General features: G+C 34.5%; 24 protein-coding genes, 1 tRNA gene and 1 pseudogene. 18 read left to right on the forward strand and 8 right to left on the reverse strand.

The features are described from left to right. Positions 1-55 precede the first annotated feature (55 nt). Genes polA through Q5Y73_RS10035 form a run of 5 tightly spaced genes read left to right on the forward strand, consistent with a single transcriptional unit; the run spans position 56 to position 5,534 of the window. Positions 56-2,704, forward strand: coding sequence for a DNA polymerase I (gene polA / locus Q5Y73_RS10015; RefSeq protein ID WP_305991755.1), 2,649 nt, complete (start codon positions 56-58; stop codon positions 2,702-2,704). Between the two features lie 49 nt (positions 2,705-2,753). Next, a complete protein-coding gene (gene mutM, locus Q5Y73_RS10020; RefSeq protein WP_305991756.1) occupies positions 2,754-3,584 on the forward strand; it encodes a DNA-formamidopyrimidine glycosylase in 831 nt (276 codons plus the stop codon). Between the two features lie 54 nt (positions 3,585-3,638). Continuing rightward, positions 3,639-4,298 (forward strand): sporulation membrane protein YtaF, encoded by a 660-nt coding sequence (gene ytaF, locus Q5Y73_RS10025; RefSeq protein ID WP_305991757.1) that lies wholly within the window; start codon positions 3,639-3,641, stop codon positions 4,296-4,298. A gap of 55 nt (positions 4,299-4,353) precedes the next feature. Beyond that, a complete protein-coding gene (gene coaE / locus Q5Y73_RS10030; protein ID WP_305991758.1) occupies positions 4,354-4,950 on the forward strand; it encodes a dephospho-CoA kinase in 597 nt (198 codons plus the stop codon). Continuing rightward, on the forward strand, positions 4,947-5,534 hold the full coding sequence (locus Q5Y73_RS10035) for a lytic transglycosylase domain-containing protein (RefSeq protein ID WP_305991759.1): 588 nt from the start codon (positions 4,947-4,949) through the stop codon (positions 5,532-5,534). Before coaE ends, Q5Y73_RS10035 begins: the two co-directional genes overlap by 4 nt. Positions 5,535-5,617: 83 nt before the next feature. Here Q5Y73_RS10035 and Q5Y73_RS10040 read toward each other — a convergent pair whose 3' ends face one another. Next, entirely contained in the window at positions 5,618-5,848 is a 231-nt protein-coding gene (locus Q5Y73_RS10040; RefSeq protein ID WP_305991760.1) for an alpha/beta-type small acid-soluble spore protein, read from the reverse strand. Positions 5,849-5,963: 115 nt separating this feature from the next. On the opposite strand from Q5Y73_RS10040, the gene nrdR reads away from it, so the two are divergent. Next, positions 5,964-6,437 (forward strand): transcriptional regulator NrdR, encoded by a 474-nt coding sequence (gene nrdR, locus Q5Y73_RS10045; protein ID WP_305991761.1) that lies wholly within the window; start codon positions 5,964-5,966, stop codon positions 6,435-6,437. 129 nt (positions 6,438-6,566) lie between these two features. Continuing rightward, positions 6,567-6,642: transfer RNA gene (locus tag Q5Y73_RS10050), tRNA-Ala, on the forward strand. A 117-nt stretch (positions 6,643-6,759) separates the two neighbouring features. Here the strand turns inward: Q5Y73_RS10050 and Q5Y73_RS10055 are convergent. Next, positions 6,760-7,377 carry a site-specific integrase gene (locus Q5Y73_RS10055; protein ID WP_371320184.1) on the reverse strand — a complete coding sequence of 206 codons (618 nt, stop codon included), beginning with the start codon at positions 7,375-7,377 and terminating at the stop codon, positions 6,760-6,762. 44 nt (positions 7,378-7,421) lie between these two features. On the opposite strand from Q5Y73_RS10055, the gene Q5Y73_RS24825 reads away from it, so the two are divergent. From Q5Y73_RS24825 to Q5Y73_RS10100, 11 genes and pseudogenes are all read left to right on the forward strand, one after another. Then, complete coding sequence (locus Q5Y73_RS24825) at positions 7,422-7,733, forward strand: matrixin family metalloprotease (RefSeq protein WP_371320191.1); 312 nt, start codon at positions 7,422-7,424, stop codon at positions 7,731-7,733. A gap of 17 nt (positions 7,734-7,750) precedes the next feature. Next, positions 7,751-8,350 carry a hypothetical protein gene (locus Q5Y73_RS10060; protein WP_305991762.1) on the forward strand — a complete coding sequence of 200 codons (600 nt, stop codon included), beginning with the start codon at positions 7,751-7,753 and terminating at the stop codon, positions 8,348-8,350. Positions 8,351-8,458: 108 nt separating this feature from the next. After that, complete coding sequence (locus Q5Y73_RS10065) at positions 8,459-8,989, forward strand: hypothetical protein (RefSeq protein ID WP_305991936.1); 531 nt, start codon at positions 8,459-8,461, stop codon at positions 8,987-8,989. A gap of 38 nt (positions 8,990-9,027) precedes the next feature. Then, complete coding sequence (locus Q5Y73_RS25025) at positions 9,028-9,156, forward strand: hypothetical protein (RefSeq protein WP_503366720.1); 129 nt, start codon at positions 9,028-9,030, stop codon at positions 9,154-9,156. A 154-nt stretch (positions 9,157-9,310) separates the two neighbouring features. After that, positions 9,311-9,577, forward strand: a complete 267-nt coding sequence (locus Q5Y73_RS10070) for a hypothetical protein (RefSeq protein ID WP_305991763.1) — start codon at positions 9,311-9,313, stop codon at positions 9,575-9,577. Beyond that, positions 9,540-9,992: a hypothetical protein gene (locus Q5Y73_RS10075; protein ID WP_305991764.1), complete on the forward strand. Its 453-nt coding sequence runs from the start codon at positions 9,540-9,542 to the stop codon at positions 9,990-9,992. Before Q5Y73_RS10070 ends, Q5Y73_RS10075 begins: the two co-directional genes overlap by 38 nt. Further along, a complete protein-coding gene (locus tag Q5Y73_RS10080; protein ID WP_305991765.1) occupies positions 9,989-10,924 on the forward strand; it encodes a hypothetical protein in 936 nt (311 codons plus the stop codon). The genes Q5Y73_RS10075 and Q5Y73_RS10080 overlap by 4 nt, the downstream gene beginning before the upstream one ends. 46 nt (positions 10,925-10,970) lie before the next feature. After that, positions 10,971-11,147, forward strand: a pseudogene (locus Q5Y73_RS24830) (BhlA/UviB family holin-like peptide); the annotation flags it as partial. Positions 11,148-11,209: 62 nt separating this feature from the next. Next, positions 11,210-11,779, forward strand: a complete 570-nt coding sequence (locus tag Q5Y73_RS10090) for a peptidoglycan recognition protein family protein (protein WP_305991767.1) — start codon at positions 11,210-11,212, stop codon at positions 11,777-11,779. 7 nt (positions 11,780-11,786) lie between these two features. Continuing rightward, complete coding sequence (locus Q5Y73_RS10095) at positions 11,787-11,921, forward strand: hypothetical protein (protein WP_305991768.1); 135 nt, start codon at positions 11,787-11,789, stop codon at positions 11,919-11,921. Position 11,922: 1 nt separating this feature from the next. Beyond that, positions 11,923-12,267 (forward strand): phage holin, encoded by a 345-nt coding sequence (locus Q5Y73_RS10100; protein ID WP_305991769.1) that lies wholly within the window; start codon positions 11,923-11,925, stop codon positions 12,265-12,267. Positions 12,268-12,286: 19 nt separating this feature from the next. Here Q5Y73_RS10100 and Q5Y73_RS10105 read toward each other — a convergent pair whose 3' ends face one another. The 6 genes from Q5Y73_RS10105 to Q5Y73_RS10130 form a co-directional block, all read right to left on the reverse strand. Next, entirely contained in the window at positions 12,287-12,799 is a 513-nt protein-coding gene (locus Q5Y73_RS10105) for a hypothetical protein (protein WP_305991770.1), read from the reverse strand. 284 nt (positions 12,800-13,083) lie between these two features. Next, the gene (locus tag Q5Y73_RS10110) at positions 13,084-13,617 is read right to left on the reverse strand and encodes a hypothetical protein (protein WP_305991771.1); all 534 of its coding nucleotides are present in this window, start codon (positions 13,615-13,617) and stop codon (positions 13,084-13,086) included. Between the two features lie 270 nt (positions 13,618-13,887). Further along, positions 13,888-14,370 (reverse strand): hypothetical protein, encoded by a 483-nt coding sequence (locus Q5Y73_RS10115; RefSeq protein WP_305991772.1) that lies wholly within the window; start codon positions 14,368-14,370, stop codon positions 13,888-13,890. Positions 14,371-14,658: 288 nt separating this feature from the next. After that, positions 14,659-14,988 carry a hypothetical protein gene (locus Q5Y73_RS10120; protein ID WP_305991773.1) on the reverse strand — a complete coding sequence of 110 codons (330 nt, stop codon included), beginning with the start codon at positions 14,986-14,988 and terminating at the stop codon, positions 14,659-14,661. 24 nt (positions 14,989-15,012) lie between these two features. Beyond that, entirely contained in the window at positions 15,013-15,210 is a 198-nt protein-coding gene (locus Q5Y73_RS10125) for a hypothetical protein (RefSeq protein ID WP_305991774.1), read from the reverse strand. Positions 15,211-15,433: 223 nt separating this feature from the next. Continuing rightward, a complete protein-coding gene (locus Q5Y73_RS10130) occupies positions 15,434-15,934 on the reverse strand; it encodes a hypothetical protein (RefSeq protein ID WP_305991775.1) in 501 nt (166 codons plus the stop codon). Positions 15,935-16,040 lie beyond the last annotated feature (106 nt).

Raw genomic sequence — 16,040 nt, forward strand, 5'->3', positions numbered from 1 at the left:
TACCCGTTTATTTTACATTATGCTATGATAGTAATAAAAATGAGGAGAGCTACTCATGGATAAGTTAATTTTAATTGATGGTAATAGTATAGCGAATCGCGCCTTTTATGCATTGCCTTTGTTGAACAACTCTAAAGGGATGCACACAAATGCAGTTTATGGTGTAACAACAATGCTACTCCGCTTAATTGAGGAGGAAAAACCAACACATTTTCTTGTTGCATTTGATGCTGGCAAGATTACGTTTCGACATAAAGATTACAAGGAATATAAAGGGGGAAGAGCCAAAACACCTCCTGAACTTTCAGAGCAATTTCCTCTCATGAAAGAGCTGCTGCAAGCATTTAAAATAGATCAGTTTGAACTTGAAGGCTATGAAGCGGATGACATTATTGGAACAGTTTCTAAGTTAGCTGAGGAAAATAATAAACAAGTGCTTATTGTTACTGGAGATAAGGACTTGCTACAGCTTGCTTCAAGCAATGTAACTATTGCCCTTACTAGAAAAGGAATTAGTGAGGTGGATCGTTTCGACCCAGAGAAAATCAAAGAAAAGTATAACCTTATCCCAAATCAGATTATTGATATGAAGGGTTTGATGGGAGACGCTTCAGATAATATTCCAGGAGTACCGGGTGTTGGAGAGAAGACAGCATTAAAGCTGCTTCACCAATATGGAAGTGTTGAGGAAGTGTTAGCGCACTCAGATGAATTAAAGGGAAAAATGAAAGAAAAGATTCAAACGAATGCAGACCAAGCTACAATGAGTAAGGAGTTAGCAACGATTTTCAGAGAAGTTCCTGTAAAGAAATCGCTAGAGCAATTGAAATTTGATGGATTTGATCAAAAAGCAGTTAGTGAAATGTTTGAGAAATTAGAGTTTAAATCTCTTTTAGAAAAAATGGATGGATCAGTACAATTAGATAATGAAGTAGTTCAAGAAGAGATTAACGTTAAAGTTGTTGAACATAATAACTTAGCAGAGGTTTTGGACAAGCTGCCTTCAATGAAATCCATACATTTTGAAATTATCGGTGATAATCCACATCAAGCTGAAATTTTAGGTTTATCCTTATTTACAGATGAGGAAAGTTATTACATACCTTTTGACATATTAAAATCAGATGAAGCTCGTGGCTTAAGAGAATGGCTGGCAGATGAGAAACAAGAAAAATGGATGTATGACTATCATAAAACAAAGGTTGCACTCTATTGGCAGGATATAGAACTTCATGGAGTTACCTTCGATATTTATTTAACTGCCTATTTATTAGACCCAACAGAAACAAAAAACCATACGATTAGTGGTCTAGCGCAGAGATATGGATTATCTGGATTGAAAAATGATGAGAATTTCTATGGAAAAGGTGCTAAATTCAAGGTGCCTGAAATGGATAGTTTAAGTGAATTTTTATGTCGCAAAGTTTCTCTTATACATAAGCTTACCCCATTAATTGAAGCCAATCTTGAAGAAAATGAATTAGTTGATTTGTTTTATAAAATAGAGCTTCCAGTTGCACAAGTGTTGGCAGGTATGGAAATTCAAGGGGTAAAAATAGATATAAATGGATTAAAATTACATGGTGAAGAAATCCAATTGAAATTGGATGATATCATGAAAACAATTTATGAATTGGCAGGAACTGAATTTAATATTAATTCACCAAAGCAATTAGGAGAAGTGTTATTTGATAAACTTCAGCTGCCTGTCATCAAAAAAACGAAAACAGGTTATTCTACAGATGCAGAAGTGCTTGAAAAGCTAGCAAATGAGCATGAAGTCGTTTCAAAAATATTAGAATATCGTCAGTTAGCAAAACTTCAATCCACTTATATAGAAGGGCTTTTGAAGGAGGTTCATCAGGATACACAGAAGGTTCATACTTATTTTAGACAAACGATTGCAGCTACAGGTAGATTAAGTAGTCAATTTCCTAACCTTCAAAACATCCCAATCCGTTTAGAGGAAGGGCGAAAGATAAGAAAAGTATTTGTTCCTTCAAGTGAGAATTCATACATATTAGGAGCAGACTATTCACAAATTGAGCTGCGGATATTAGCCCATATTTCAGATGATGAAAAATTAATTGAAGCATTTCAAAATAATATGGACATTCATACTAAAACAGCGATGGACGTTTTTGGAGTGTCAAAAGATGAAGTGGATGCTGAGAAAAGAAGAACAGCCAAGGCAGTGAATTTTGGTATTGTTTACGGGATTAGTGACTATGGATTATCTCAAAATCTGAATATTACACGTAAGCAAGCTAAACAATTTATTGATCAATATAAATCTGTATATTCAGGTGTAGATCAGTTTATGGACAACATTAAAAAACAAGCCAAACAGAACGGTTATGTAACTACCTTGCTTCACCGCAGACGTTACTTGCCTGAGATCAATTCCAGAAACTTTAATTTAAGATCATTTGCCGAAAGAACGGCACTAAACACACCAATTCAAGGAAGTAATGCAGATATTATTAAGCTTGCTATGATTCAAATTGAGGAACGTATTCAAGCTGAAAGCTTAAAAAGTAAAATGCTGCTTCAGGTTCATGATGAGTTAGTTTTCGAAGTGCCTGAGGACGAATTGGATATCATGAAACAGATTGTACCAGAAATCATGGAGTCGGTAATTGACTTAAAAATTCCTCTTAAAGTGGATGTAAGCTACGGTAGAAATTGGTTTGAAGCAAAATAGAGACAAATAACAGCAAGTCATGTAACCTAGCATTGGGGGTGATATTCGAATGCCAGAATTACCTGAAGTAGAAACAGTGAAGAGAACATTAAATGAATTAATTTTAAATAAAACGATCGACCATGTTACGGTGCAGCTGCCTAGAATTATCCAAAAGCCAGATGATGTAGTGAAGTTTAGTGCTTTATTAGAAAATCGGACCTTCCAGAAAGTAGAGAGAAGAGGTAAATTTCTACGTTTTATACTTGACGACTTAGTCCTGTTATCTCATTTAAGGATGGAAGGAAGATATGGTGTTTTTCAAAATGATGAACCTGTTGAAAAACATACACATGTGATTTTTCATTTTACAGATGGCACTGATCTGCGATATAAAGACGTTCGTCAATTTGGAACGATGCACTTGTTTGAGCCTGGGGAAGAATTTTTACAGCCTCCTTTGCATAAGCTTGGTCTAGAACCTCTAGAGTCTACATTTACTTATGAAGCCTTTGTAGAAAGGTTGAAAAAAAGAAAAACAAAAATCAAGCCCTTATTACTGAATCAAGAAATTGTGGTAGGTTTAGGTAATATTTATGTGGATGAAGCATTATTCCTAGCAAAAATACATCCTGAACAAACAGTTGTTCAATTAAAGGATTCAGAGCTTAAAAAACTGTATGACGCTATTATAATTACTTTACAAAATGCTGTTGATGCAGGGGGTTCATCCATTAAATCTTATGTAAATGGTCAAGGTGAAATGGGAATGTTTCAGCATCAGTTAAAAATATATGGTCGAAAGTCTGAGCCATGTTATGACTGTGGAACAATAATAGAACGAACAGTAGTTGGTGGAAGAGGGACTCACTTCTGTCCGAATTGTCAGCTTGCCAAATAGTCATGCACCTATTTTTTCTCCTCTCCATATGATGTGAGAGGAGGGGATGATGTTATGGTCACTGCTATTTCAATGTTTATCCTTGCATTAGCAGTTAGCTTAGATGGTTTTGGAGTAGGGGTTATGTATGGACTAAGAAAAATTAAAATTCCACTGCTCTCCATTATTATTATAGCGATTTGTTCTGGTGCAGTTATTTTTACTTCAATGCAAATAGGTGTTTTGTTGTTAAAGGTTTTATCTCCTTTTGTTGCAAAAATAATCGGCTCCTTGATTTTAGTCTCTATAGGAATCTGGGCCATCATTCAAATGAAGATCCAACAGAAGAATGAGAAGGAACGTGAGCCTGTTTCCATTGTTTCAGATGAGAAAAAAACAATCGTTCACATTGAATTAAAAAGAATTGGATTAGTGATTGAAATATTAAAGACACCTGTGAAAGCGGATGTAGACCGCTCTGGAGTTATTTCATCAAGTGAAGCAGCATTATTAGGGATTGCATTATCTTTGGATGCTTTTGGAGCGGGAATTGGTGCTGCATTGATTGGTTTTTCCCCGTTGTTAACATCTATTGTCATTGCTTTTGCATCTGGTTGTTTTATTATATTGGGATTGCGCATTGGTTTTATTTTTTCAGAAGTAAGGTGGGTGCATAGACTTACAGTGCTGCCTGGGATTATACTAATAGTAATGGGATTATTAAAGCTACTGTAATATACCCACAAAAGTGAAGTGAAGAAATTGAAATTTAATAATAAAGGTGAGTTTTATGAATGTTGGATTAACAGGTGGCATAGCAACTGGTAAAAGTACAGTATCCAAAATGCTTGTGCATCGTGGTGCGGTTCTAATCGATGCAGATGTGATAGCCAGGGAAGTTGTTCTCCCTGGTCAGCCTGTTTTACAAAAAGTTGCACAACGATTTGGACAAGTAGTACTAATGGAAGATGGAGCTTTAAATCGAACAAAGCTAGGAGAAATCATTTTTAATGATCCAATAGCCCGTAAAGACCTTGAAGGAATTTTGCATCCACCAATCCGCTCATTAATGAAACAAAGAATGGTCCAATATGAGAAGGAAGATCCAAATCGATTAGTTGTAGTTGATATTCCTTTATTATTTGAGTCCAATCTTCAAGAACTCTTTTCTTCAGTAGTGTTAGTGTATGTTCCTGAGATTATTCAAGTGAAAAGATTAATGAAACGAAACGACTTGAGTCTAGAGGAAGCAAAAAAAAGAATGGAAGCACAAATGCCTATTGAAATTAAGAAAGAGCTTACTGATTATATTATAGACAACAGCAAAAGCTTGGAACATACAGAAACACAAGTGGAAGAATTCTGGGAGGAAATTTATATGAAATGAAAATACTTAAAAAGAAGAGATTTTTGTTGGTTTTATTTATATTATGTATTGGTATTTTATTTTACAATCATAACTGGTTAGGAAAATTAATATATCCTATAAAATACAAAGATGAAATACAAGAAATATCAAGTGATTACAATATTAATCCATTATTTATTGCAGCAATTATAAGAGTAGAAAGCAATTATAAACCAGATTTGATTTCATCGAAAAATGCAATGGGGCTTATGCAAATTATGCCCGACACTGCAAAATGGATCACTGAGGTGAAACGTTCATCTCACCTTAATATGGAAACACTAATGGATGTTAGAGTAAATATTGATTTGGGTACATGGTATTTAAACGCCTTATATGTAGAGTTTAAACCTTACTTACAAGACAAACCTACAAAGGATCAAATTTCTTTACTTTCAGCTGCATACAACGCAGGCCCTGGAAATGTGAAAAGATGGTTGGATAAAGAAATATGGGATGGTAAATATAATTCAGTTGAACAAATACCTTTTGGTGAAACAAGACATTATATAGCTAGAATTTTATATTATTATGAGAAGTATGAAGCAATTTATAAAGATTAGTAATAAAGTGGTCATGTTAAGAAAAAGCGCCAAACTGTTATTTTATAACAGTTTGACACCTTATTAATATTGAAGAAGTTTAATTATTGAAAGTTTTGTTGTCCAGCTAATTGCTGTTCTGCAATTTGGACTAAACGACGTGTAATGTTACCACCAATAGCACCCGTGTCACGAGTAGCCATGTTACCATAGTAACCATCCTGAGGAATAGCAATTCCTAATTCCTGAGCAACTTCATACTTAAGTTGATCTAAAGCTGCATTTGCTTGAGGTACAACAAGTACGTTACTTGAACGGCTTTGTCCTTGAGCCATAATCATATCACCTCCTTGTCGTTTGTAGTTCTATTATGTGAAGATAATCTTATATTCATAACAGGAAACGTATACCAATTTGTAAAAATTCAAAATAGATAGGAGAAATCATATTATGAGATGTCCATATTGTGATAATGATGGGGCAAAAGTATTGGATTCAAGACCAGCAAATGAAAACAAGTCAATTAGACGCCGTAGAGAATGTGAACAATGCCATAAAAGGTTTACAACCTTTGAAATGGTTGAAGAAACGCCTTTAATTGTGATTAAAAAAGATGGCAGCAGAGAAGAATTTATGAGAGACAAGATTCTAAGAGGGCTTATTAGAGCATGTGAAAAAAGACCTGTTTCTGTTGAACGTTTAGAAAAAATGGTTTCAGAAGTTGAGCAAGAGTTGAGAAATACAGCTCATGCAGAGGTGAAAAGCATAGAAATCGGAGAACTAGTAATGGAGCAATTATATCCTGTGGATGAAGTAGCTTATGTTCGTTTTGCTTCTGTATACCGTCAATTTAAAGATATCAACATGTTTATGAAAGAGCTGAATCATATTCTTCACAAAAGTCCTTTACATATTGATAAATGAATAGAAGAGACATGCAATTATAGCTAAAAAATATATAAAAATCATCGATACCCATCCAGTGAATATGAAGCAATTTTTGCTTGCAGAAAATAGATCATATAGCTATAATTAATGGTGTCGTAGCAGTTTGGGGCCATAGCTCAGCTGGGAGAGCGCTACGCTGGCAGCGTAGAGGTCAGGGGTTCGATCCCCCTTGGCTCCACCATATATGAAACCTTGAAAACCTTTGATATAGAAGGTTTTTTTATTCGTCTAGATAAAGTAATCATATAATGAATTTCTCGAAAAAAATTAAGTTGGGAACGGATTGGGAACGGATTTTTTAAGTTTTATTTTTTAATTCACTGAATGTTTGGGCCGATTCAAAATCTAATTCTTTTAAATAATGGGTGTATATGTTTGCAGTTGTTCTAATATCTGCGTGTCCTAATCTCTCTTGAATTTCTTTTAATGATCTTCCTTTACTTAACATGTATGTTGCCATTGAATGACGGAGATAATGGAAAGGAATATGTTTGAGATCGTTCTTTTTTAAAAAACGTCTCAGCCAAGTTGTAGGTGATGTGAAGTACATGGGCTTACCGTTCCATTGAGGAAACAGTAACAAACGGTCGTTGCCTTCCCAATCATCACCAAGCTGTTCTTTAGTTTTTTTAACTTCATTAATCTGTTCTTTTAATAAAGGGATAGTTTCATTGGTTAAGGTTATAGTTCTTTCAGATTTTTTGGTTTTAACATCTTTAAAAATAGGCTTTCCATTCACATATGCTAATGATTGTTTTACGTCTATATAACCAACTTCCAGACTATTAATTTTTTTAAAGTGAATGTGTTTGTTAATATCGATCGCAAGTAACTTGCCTCGTCTCATCCCAGTTGTGACAGCTAAATCAATCATGGTTTGCCATTTTAATGACTCATCTTTTAATTTAGTAAACATCGCAATTATGTCTTTTTCATCCTGCTAGGGATGGAGTAAATGCAATCACAAAAGATGCATATGGAGCTGACGCATTTACTGGTGAACATTATGGTTATTTCTCAAATGGAGTAGTAGTAGAATCAGATATTTACATAAATACTAGTTTAGACTGGGCAAACTCAAAAAAGGAAGGGTATTATGATATTCAAAGTACTTTTACTCATGAGTTTGGACATGCTTTAGGTATAAATCATTCTACAGTAAGTACTGATACGATGTATGGAACTGGCTATAAAAACTCGACATATAAAAGGTCAGTAACATCAAACGATATTGCTGCTGCTAACGATTCAGTCGAAAGATATAAAAATTAATTACTAAGAGGATTAAAATGAAAAAGTTTTCTTTAATATTGTTAACAATATTTTGCATAAGTATATTAAGCGCGTGTAATTTTTCAGGTGAAGATAGTGAAGAAAAATTAACCTTAGAGGCAAATCTAGAATTAGTAGAATTTAATAAAAATGAATTGGTAAATGACTCAGATGTCATAATAGAGGGAAAAGTTGTTTCACAAGAAGTTGAAAAAGATTTCCGAGGTTACCCTGTTACTGATACTTTTGTTAAAGTCACTAAAGTCTTTAAAGGTGACCCAGGAAAAGAAGTAGAAATTAGGACTAAAGGTGGAGAAACAGATGATATGATTTTGATAGTTCATGAAGATGAAGTACCCACTTTTGAGATTGATGAAAAAGTGATCTTATTCTTGTCTAGCAATAAAGGTAAAAGACCAGATAAAGATGATTTCGGATATTATGTATTAGGTCAAACACAAGGGAAGTTTAAAGAAAAAGGAGACAAATATGAAAGTAAGACTCTTAAATTTGAAATTAAGAGTTTCATAGATGAACTAAAAGAAATCGAAAAATCAAATAAGGAAAATAATTTAAAAAAGATTTTCCCTGGCGAAGATTTTGAAAGTGATATTTAATTAAATTATATAAAAGGGTGTCATTAGGAGAAAATTTCCTAATGATAACTCCTTTTTTTTAATTGTCTAATACCTAATAAGTGGAGGTGAGTAAATGGATAGTGATAAATACTTAACAGTCCTAAACAGACAGGAAACACCATTAGGATCTTAACAAAAGCAATAAATGTAGAAGTGAGGGAGCGCCTTAATCAAGAGGTGCTTCTTTCTTTTGAAATCCCAGTTGATGATGAAACGAACCATCTTGAACATGAAGGATATATCATATGTGAAAATAAAAAATACGTTATAAAAAGTATTGAGCCATCTTCAAATCAATCAACTAGATATCAAGTGCAATGCACACACGTATATATTGAAATGTTGGATGAATACATTGACCGAACGATTGAATTAATACCTGGTACTTGCCAAGAAGCAGCCGAGGAAATATTGCACGATTCTGAGTTTATTCTTAGTCATGTTGATGTTCAAGGTGAAAAAGATATTGAAATCTCTGAAATGTCTGTTTTAAAAGCACTTCAAAACGTTCGTGAGAAATGGGACTGTGATCTTTGGTTCAGCAACAGGAATGTGTACTTAGGTAAAAAAGGCATAAGTAAAGGGGTAGATATTCGATATGGAGTTCTAACGATGTAATTACAAGGCTCTATATATATGGTCAAGACGGATTAACAATTGAAAGTGTAAATGGTGGATTAAAATATATTGATTCTCCTAATTTGGGATTGTACCGCAAACCTAAAATAGCAAGTGTGAAACTCAATGATATTACTGATCCAGTCGAGCTGCTAGAAGAGGGGTGAAGTATTTACGAAAACATGACACAATCCAAGTCTCTTATCAAGTGGATTTTGTAGAGTTAAGTAAACAAGGATATGAAGGTGAGGACATAGAGGTAGGGATGAAGTAACACTCACTCATTTGCCACTTAATTTACAGACAGTTGGTGCTAGAGTAGTGGAATACGTCAGATTTCCCTATGTTCCTAAACTTGGATATATCACTCTTTCCTCATTTGTTGAATCTACCATTGACGACTTTGTAAAGATGAAAAAGAGACAGGGAAACTTTGAAGAATACTCAGAAAAACGAAGGAATGAAGCTGTAGAAGCACTGGAACAAGTTGCGAAATTAGAAGCTCAGTTGGCGCAAGAAAATGCTATTGCCTTTGCTGATGGGATATTGATTGACCGAAGAAGAAAAAGAAAATATTTCTACTATTGAACAAGATTTAAAAGAAGCAAGAGAGTACGCAGAACAGAAAGCAAAAGAAGCAGAGGTTACATCTATAAATCATGCTGATACTGAATATTCCGAGACAAAAGAGAAGGTTGAGAATGGTGAAATTTACATCGTAGATAAATATGGTCAAGTGGTTGTTAATGAAGAAGGTTTAAATTTAGAGGAAGTTGCAGGCAGTGGTATTATCGAAGGTGGAACAATTAGTATAGAAAACTATGTTCCTGCTGATAATGAGATTTTAGCAACTATGACACAAGACGGATCGTATACTATAGCTTATTTGATGATACCTCAAATTTGCCAGAAAGCAGTGGACATAATCAGTATTACGTCATTAGAGAACTTGATAATGATTATTATTCAATATCTTGGACTGGGAAGACAGCAACAACTTTGACAGATACAGATATGGACGGAGGTGGGTTATATCCTTGGCAAGAAGGGGATAAAATTATCAAGTACTCAAGACCTAGAGCAGATATTGTAATATCTCCAATGACAGTTGTAATGCCAAATGGTGTGAAATATATTATTCCAGAAAAGAGATTTGAAAATCAAACTCTTGGCGCTAATGTATATGATTATGATGGATGGGAGTTTAGGTATCTTTATTTAGATGCGAATGGAGATATCCATTATAAAAGTGCTAGAACTAGCGGAGGGCTTAGTAACTACCCTCCTGATCCACCTGAAGGTAGTGTAAGACTTGGATATATTTTAGTTGGGTATGGGACTGAAGAGCCTGATGGTACTTTAGTTACGATTAAGGATTATGATAGTAATGGCACACCTGTATTCAAAGAACGAATCTATCACGATAGTAGATACAGAGATGAACGTCTTGTACGTGCATCTGGTGATGATATTGCGATAGGGGGTACTCCTTACGGAGCTGAAACGATTAATCTCAATGTCACAGGAAAAGAATACGAAACCCATTATCTTAAACTTGGAAAAGGTAAACGGTCAGCATCTATTTCTATAACTAGAACTGATGGAAGTGACTACGATAAATACACTTATGGTGCTTCATTGGTTGTTGGACGTAAGTCAGCGAACAATGCAGACGGTTTAGGACGTTCAATATGGGGTACTTACGTTGACAGTTCTGGTAACTCTGGACAAGTCACTGGAAGGAGGGAAGGAAACTATGGAGTCTATATCCTTGATCCAAAAGTGTTCGGTAAAAGCTACACTTATTTATATGATGCCGACTTAATGCCTGATCCCGATGACCCAGAAGTCATTGCTCTGAAATTGACGTTTTACAATCGTTCATCAAGCACAACTGAAAACTTTGATTTAAAAATAACATGGCACGCTTTATAAAGTCTCTTTTGGGGCTTTTTTTATGCTTAAAAATGGGGGTGGGGAAGTGGAAATTGACCTAATTCAATACTTTATTACTCAGGGACCGTTTGCGGTTCTTTTTGTGGTACTACTTATTTACGTGATGAAGAATAACAACAACCGAGAAAATAGACTATATGACACACTGGACGAATTAAGCAAAAGGTATGGTTCTCTTGATAAAAAATTAAATCGAATAGAAGGCAAAATCCAATCACTAAGAAATATCTCACTAAAGGAACAAAAAGACGGTCAGGGATCAAAATGCCAAAAGTGGGGTTTATTGTTGCACACGATACAGGGAATGACGGATCAACAGCATTACAAAATATAACTTATTACGAGAACACCAACAACGTCATGAGTGCTTCTGCACATATTTTTGTAGATGATACAGGGATTTATGAATGTATTCCGTTGTTAACTGGAACACCCGAAAAAGCTTGGCATGTGTTATACGAGAAAACATTAGATAATCAAAAGTTTGGTGATGATGCAAATGATATAGCTGCAGGTGTTGAACTTTGTTACTCACATCTAAGAGGGGGTATAAAAAATGAAGAGTCATACAAACGCTATGTGTGGGTATTAGCTTATATTTGCAACAAATTTGGATTAGATCCTACTACTAGTATAATAGGACACCATATTTTAGACCCTCAAAGGAAAACAGACCCACAAAACGCACTTTCAAAAATGGGAAAATCATATGACCAGTTATTACAAGATGTAGTCAAAGAATACTATGATTGTTTACCGAAGGAGGAAGTAGTCATGAAATTAAAACAATGGCAGATAGAAATGGCTCACCAGTCTATTGAAAACTTTAAATGAGAGAGACTTGATTGATGATGTAGATGATTGGAAGAAAAAAGTTGAGGACAAGCCCCAAGAGGTTTTGGATGATATCCCTTGGTTATTTTTCGTTATGTTAGACCGTTTAAGTGAAAATATAAAATTGGAAGGTGGAAATTAAAATGAATGAACTTATACAACCATATTTAGAAACGATCGTGTTTGCTCTTATTTCAGTTATATCAACATTAGTAGTAGCTGCATTAATTGAGTTAAGGGATAAAGTCTTATCCTGGATACAGTCAAAAACAAACAAAGAACAAAGAGAGCTTCTTCAAAAAATTTCTGAGGAAGCTTTTTCTTATGCTGAGAAAGTGTTTTACCAATCAAAAGGACCACAAAAGTTAGATGCTGCTTATGCTTATGTGAGTTCAAAACTAAGTGATTTAGGAATTAAATTTACAAGAGATGAAATCAAAGCAACGATTGAAAAAGCAGTGCTAGATTATAATTCTAAAGTGAAATAAGTATGCGTCCCCACTGACTTTAGTTAATTAGTGGGGGAGTGATCTTATGCAATGGACGACCAAAAATTGAGCCACTTGATGCTTCGAAAGTTTGTTGTTGATTATTTGGTATGATTCTAGTCGTAAAACAAGAAGAAACAACAAAACTTTTAAAGTCAATAATACCCTCACCAACATTAACAATAGTACCAGCACCAAAAGTAGGTATGAATTCAATACCTACTTGCTGTCTAATCAAAGTTTTTGCTAAATTTGTAATAGGATCCTCGCAGCACGAACATCTTCCTTTGTTGTTTCGTATCGGTTTTAATTTAATGTTTATATTAACATCAAGCAAATCAACAGCAGAAATGTTGCATATGGGAAAATCACCTTCTGAGGTAAATGCAATAAAATTATCTACATTAAATAAAGTTACACCCCCAGAGCCAGATGTAGTGGCTATTACAATTTGATTTCCTACTAACTGCTCCAAAACACACTGCATCGGACACACACAACAATTACACTTACTCTCATCGAAAACACCCATTAAATCACGTCCTCTTTAGTTTTTTACATTGTATGATTTGAAATGTTTCTTTGACTGGATGTGTGTACTGTATAAAGGAATATCCGCTAATGGCTACTATTAGAATATAAGTTATATTTGTATAATGAAGGTAAGGACACAGTCACTTAAGAATTGTTTAAGAAACCCATGAATAAAGCTTCTCCCATACTAAGGAGAAGCTTTATTTGTGTTTATTTCTACTTGGGATTAGCTGCTAGTGGGTTGTGGAGTGGTACAAAGAATATAGTACAGAAGTGAGTTTTTTAGGTAGTTGGTGGGGATATTTTAGGTTGTTGGAAAATTGATAATTTAGATATGTTGTTAATTTCTTGTTGACTTAATGGATTAATCCTAGTAATTGCACATGAAGAGATAAAGTCAGTTTCAATAGAAGATTGAGGTGGTGTCCCAACAATAATTCCTTCACCAACATCTATAATTTCTATTACTGCTGCATCTCCAGGAAAGATAAATTCAATATCAATAAATTGACCAATCAATAATTTTGCTACATTTGTTATAGGATCTTCACAACATGCGCATTCTCCCTTGCTTTTCTTTATAGGTTTTAAGCTTACTGGAATTGTTGGATCAAGCGTTGCAGCTGCAGTAATTTGACTAATAGGAATTTCGCCTTGATCAGTAAAAGCAATGAAATCTTTAACTTGATTTATAGTAAAACTATCATTAAATGTAGTACTTGCAATCCCTACTTCCCCTATATTTACCATTTGTTCCAAAACACACTGCATCGGACACACACAACAATCACACTTAGACTCATCAAAAACACCCATGAAATCACGTCCTTTATTTTTTATTAATGTATTCAAGTAAGTATTCTTTTGACTGGACGTGTGTACTGTATAAAGGAATATCCGCTAATGGTTACCCCATGAAAAAGCTTCTCCCCATACAAAGGAGAAACTTTATTTTGTTTATTTCTCTTGGGATTAGCTGCTAGTGGATTATGGAGTGGTGCAAAGAATATAGTACAGAAGTGAGTTCATTCCCCACTGATTTAGGTAGTTGGTGGGGATTTCTTAAGTTGTTGGGAAATTGGAAGTTTAATTTTGAGAGTTAATTTGTTGTTGATTAATTGAATTAATTCTAGTTATAGCACAACTAGAGATAGGAAGCACTTCAGTTCCAACTGGATTACCAGTAAGTATAATTCCTTCACCAACATCAACAATTGAAATTTCAAAACTGCTGGCAATCCCTATAACATTCATTTCTACTACCTGATCAATAAGTGTGCTTGCTAAATTAGTTATTGGGTCTTCACAACAAAAACACTCCCCTGTATTTTTTTTAATAGGTTTTAAATTTAGTGTGGCTCCATCAGGTATAGTTATGGCAGTGATATTACAAATTGGAAATTTTCCTTGATCAGTAAAAGCAATGAAATTATCTACTTCAGATATTGTTGTTAATATTGACGAACCGATACGTCTAAAAATTAAGACAGGAATATCTATTAACTGCTCCAAAACACACTGCATCGGACAGACGCAGCAATCGCACAAGGATTTATCAAAAACACCCATAAAATCACATCCTTATAGTTTTTTATTAGTGTATTCATGGTGGTATTGAATTGATTGGACGTGTGTATTGTATAAAGGAAAATCCGCTAATGCCAGTGTCAATATGTAAATGGTTTTAATATAATGTAAGTAACGTCATGTTCCGTGCTTAAGCGTTTATTTGCAGACCCCCATGAAAAACCTTTTCCCATTACAAAGGAGAAGGTTTTATTTTTGGGATCAGCTGCTAGTGGTTTGTGGAGTGGTGCTAAGAATATAGTGCAGAAGTAAGTTTAATCCCCACTGGCTTTAGGTAGCAGGTGGGGGAGTGATTCTTCTAGAGGCTCTATCTGGATCATTAATTTGCTGTTGAGTAATTGGTGTAACCCTTGTTATTGCACATGTAGGAAAAATATCTAAGAAATTCGATACACGATCAAATCCTACGACAATTCCTTCCCCAACATTTAAAATTTCAGTTGTAAGGCTTATAAAGGTTGGTGGACCAATAAACTCAATTCTAAAATTTTTCCTGATCTCAGATTTCAGTAAATTTGTCATAGGGTCTTCACAGCAAACACACTCTCCTTTACTTTTCTTTATAGGTTTTAAAGTCGAGAATACCGTCGCAATTATCATATTTGAAGGATTCCTGATGTTTAATTAGCTAATTTGACATATTGGAATATCACCTATATCAGTAAATACTATGAAATCTTTAACTTTGTTAATTGTAACATTGGATATAACAAATGTAGGAGTTGCAATCCCTATAACATCCCCCAGGCCAACCAACTGCTCTATTACACACTGCATAGGACACACACAACAATCACACTTAGACTCATCAAAAACCCCCATGAAATCACGTCCTTATAAGTTTTTTACATTGTATGAATTAAATTATTATTTTGACTGGACGTGTGTACTGTGTAAAGGAATATCCGCTAATGCCAGTATCAGTATGTAAGTGGTTTTAATATAATAAAAGCAAGGTTACGGATATCTAAGCGCTTATTATAGACTCCCATGAAAAAGCTTCTCCTTTTTTTATAGGGAGAAGCTTTCTTAATGTTTATCATTTTTATTGTGTCCCCTCTACTCTTGTAATTTGACAAGTTGATATTGCAAAATTAGGAGTATTTGAACCATCAGCATCAATAACGTTATCTAAAATAACAATTCCTTCTCCAATATTAGTTATATTTCCTTCTAAAGGTAAAGTGAACGAAAAACCACCTTTTACAAATTCAATTAAAGCTCTTGAACCTACACCCAAAGAAACTAATTCATTTGTACTTGGGTCTTCACAACAACTGCATTCTCCCTTGGAGTCATTTTGAATTGGCTTTAGAGGAGTGCTTCTGTCTAAAGAATCGTCTGCTACAGCGGTGACATTACAGATTGGAAGCATACCATTATTAGTATTTGCTACGAAATTCTCAGCAGAATTAAGTGTGGCAAAAAAAGTATTATTAGGAGTGAAAAAAGCCACAGAAATACCACTCGTTTCAACTAATCCCTTCATCACACTTTGCATTGGGCAAACACAACAATCACATATTGACTTATCAAAAACACCCATATAATCATCTCCATTTCATTATTTGTTAATGTATTGTATGAGTTAAAAAGATGTTTTGATTGGACGCGTGTACTGCATTCCAAAAATGTACTCTTGCATATATCTC

The sequence above is a fragment of the Chengkuizengella axinellae genome, assembly GCF_030730905.1.
GTDB classification, from domain to species: Bacteria; Bacillota; Bacilli; order Paenibacillales; family KCTC-33759; genus Chengkuizengella; species Chengkuizengella axinellae.